The sequence below is a fragment of the Acetobacter musti genome, assembly GCF_011516835.1.
Lineage (GTDB): Bacteria > Pseudomonadota > Alphaproteobacteria > Acetobacterales > Acetobacteraceae > Acetobacter > Acetobacter musti.
In genome coordinates, this window is record NZ_WOTB01000086.1 from 1 (window position 1) to 2,526 (window position 2,526).

At 58.8% G+C, this 2,526-nt stretch carries 4 protein-coding genes; all 4 read left to right on the top strand.

The features are described from left to right. The coding region (locus GOB93_RS20720) for a hypothetical protein (protein WP_408742431.1) at positions 1 to 247 on the top strand (247 nt) is incomplete at its 5' end. Further along, positions 244 to 882, top strand: coding sequence for a hypothetical protein (locus GOB93_RS20725; RefSeq protein WP_173585248.1), 639 nt, complete (start codon positions 244 to 246; stop codon positions 880 to 882). The genes GOB93_RS20720 and GOB93_RS20725, both read left to right, overlap by 4 nt. Positions 883 to 947: 65 nt before the next feature. Continuing rightward, entirely contained in the window at positions 948 to 1,595 is a 648-nt protein-coding gene (locus GOB93_RS20730) for a hypothetical protein (RefSeq protein ID WP_242010971.1), read from the top strand. Further along, positions 1,592 to 2,239: a hypothetical protein gene (locus GOB93_RS20735; RefSeq protein ID WP_173585249.1), complete on the top strand. Its 648-nt coding sequence runs from the start codon at positions 1,592 to 1,594 to the stop codon at positions 2,237 to 2,239. The genes GOB93_RS20730 and GOB93_RS20735 overlap by 4 nt, the downstream gene beginning before the upstream one ends. Positions 2,240 to 2,526: the final 287 nt, after the last annotated feature.

Consider the following 2,526-nt stretch of genomic DNA (forward strand, 5'->3'; position numbering starts at 1 on the left):
GGTCTATGACCCGGTCGATCAGCTATACGATGCAACGGCAGTCCTGAATGGGGTTGTCCTTCCTTCTCTGCGGGAGATCATCAGGTCTCCATGCACCGGGCTACAGGATCCTCGCCTTGAAGGCATCGTGCTCATCGTCGAGCAGGTCGCCGCGAACCTGGACCGCGCATTCGCGCAGAGCCTTGCTGAGTCCGGGATGTCACATTCCGCTGTTCATCACTCCGCTGCAGAGGAGTGCATCGCATGAGACAGGAACTTCAAAACAGTTCTGGTCTGACGATCAGAATTGTCAGCCTCGTGCCCGGAGTTGAGTCTCTGCGGCCTGAACCGACGTCTGGCGCGAGGCCCCGCGAAACGCTATGGGCCGTGTGCCTCTACGATCTCGTTTTTGCCGCAGACCCAGGGCAGTCGCTTCAGTCTGAGCATTTCGCACTGTGGTTTCCTGCGGACCAGCCGGTTTCTGTAAAAATGCAGGATGCAGTCGGTCCGGGAATGCTTCTGCCGATCAGCGACGCGCTCCGGGCGGAAATTCTCGAACGACCCGGCCCATCAGCTGTCGACGAAGATAATGGGCAACTCATTATTCCAGTCAGTTCGCCCGATGTTGTTGTCCTTGCGGGGGAGCGAGAGGCGCACTGGATAACCCCGAACGCAACGGACCCGGTGCGCTACATCCATTTTGTTTCAGTAGTCCGCGGACTGTTTCCCGAACTGAGCAGGGCACCGGACGCCATCGATGCACTCGGACGCCACTATGGCGTCACCGGAACGGGCGGAGCCCACCCCGGCTCAGCCATTGCACGGATCCATCTGCTCGCACGCATCATCGAAACACTGCTGTCTGAGCACACGCTCAATGAACTGATCAGGTTCGTTCCCTGATTTATCCGGCTGACTACGGCCTGAATCAGGTCTCAGCAATTCCATTCTTTCCGAAAGACAAAGTCATGCTTCTTACCACATGCCCGTCCGTGATGACGGGCCGGCCCTTCGTCGCGCGCTCTTCGTTCCTTGAACCGACCGAAGCCGATCTTCACCTGTACCGCACACTGGCAATGAAGTTGCGTGTGCAGCCGCCATCGAGTCTGTTCCGATATCTGTTACCCCAGGGCCAGCATCTCATGCATCTCGGTGATCGTCCGTCATGGGTCTGGGCCAACCTCCTGAAGGTCGCGCAGGCGAGATGGCCTGATCTTCCGCCATACGGTAACGTCGCCTCCGACGGCACAGCTCTGAACTCCACGGTCGAAAGGATCGTGTATGAAGCGATTGTGCCAGTCGTTCCCGATGACGTCGCGATTGATCTTGAGGCTGCCATCAGTTCCGACAGCCAGAGGCGGTTTCATTCCGACATCGCGGTGCGGCTTCGGTCGCAGGTCCAGCATATCGAAATCGTCGGGGCGTGTGGCTCTGACCGTGTCACAAGGAATGAGTGGGAACAGAAATTGCTGGCTCAGTTCGATCGCCGTCTTCTGGTCTACGAAGCGGCCGGGATTCAGCCCGAAGTCTGGTATCTGGACCAGATGCTTGAACCTGACCGGCTGAGACAGCGTTTTCTGCAAATCGTCGCCGGCCTGCGGAAGCGGGTGTCGTGACGGCGCGTCCGGTTCACCTGCCGCGCTGGCCCGCAGGTCGTCTTTGCCTGATCGATCTGACTCCTCAAAACCTGGGGGCGCCGTTTCACGGCGCTCCAATCATCCTCTCTCATCGGGAGGGTTTTTTCGAGGCGGGATCGTCAATGACGTGGATCTCGGACTGGAGCCAGCGGTGCGGGTGTCTTGAAGAAACACTGGACGATTCGGGACAACCGCACCTGACGGTCAACGACAGCCTGTTCCGTGGACTGATGCCGTCACGACGTGCGGCACCGCTGATTTTCGCTGGATACCACATGTGTTTTTTACGAAGGCTCCTTGGAGGGCCGCATGACCATCCGCCCTACGATTTATGCCTGTACACAGGAATCCGGCATTTCTGCCCGTGGATCTCCGATTTTGGGTTGCAGCTGGCTGCTCTCGAACTTGTTCCGGAAAATATCCATCTGATGACCCGCGCAGGTCCCTCGGCACGACAGGCGTGCGTGGAAACGCTGCTAGACCTTCTCCTTAAGAAAGCGCCGGCCAACCAGCTGGTAGCCCTTTCGGGAGGCCGTGTTCCGCCCCCGCCCGATGAGGAGCCGCTCGCGGGAATGCCCGGCTGGCGGTGTATGACGTCGGGGTTTGTTTTCACGGCAGATTAGACGCGCGATGGGGCCGCCCATTCTCCTGTCGCCGATGGCCCCCTGATGGTCATACGGAGGCAGGTGGGTTGCGCCTGCCTCTGCGCGCATGTGCATCAGGCACGGGAACGGCCGTTTCGTTACGCATCCCGAAAACAGGGCGTCTGTCGAAAACCAGAAGATAATGACAATCCGCCGCTTGCCGCGAAATTCGACCCGAAAGAGTTCACTTCATGAGGATAAGTCTGTCACCCGGACAGAAGCTCCGGCAACCACGCAGACAGATCCAGACAGACTGCTTTCGCCTC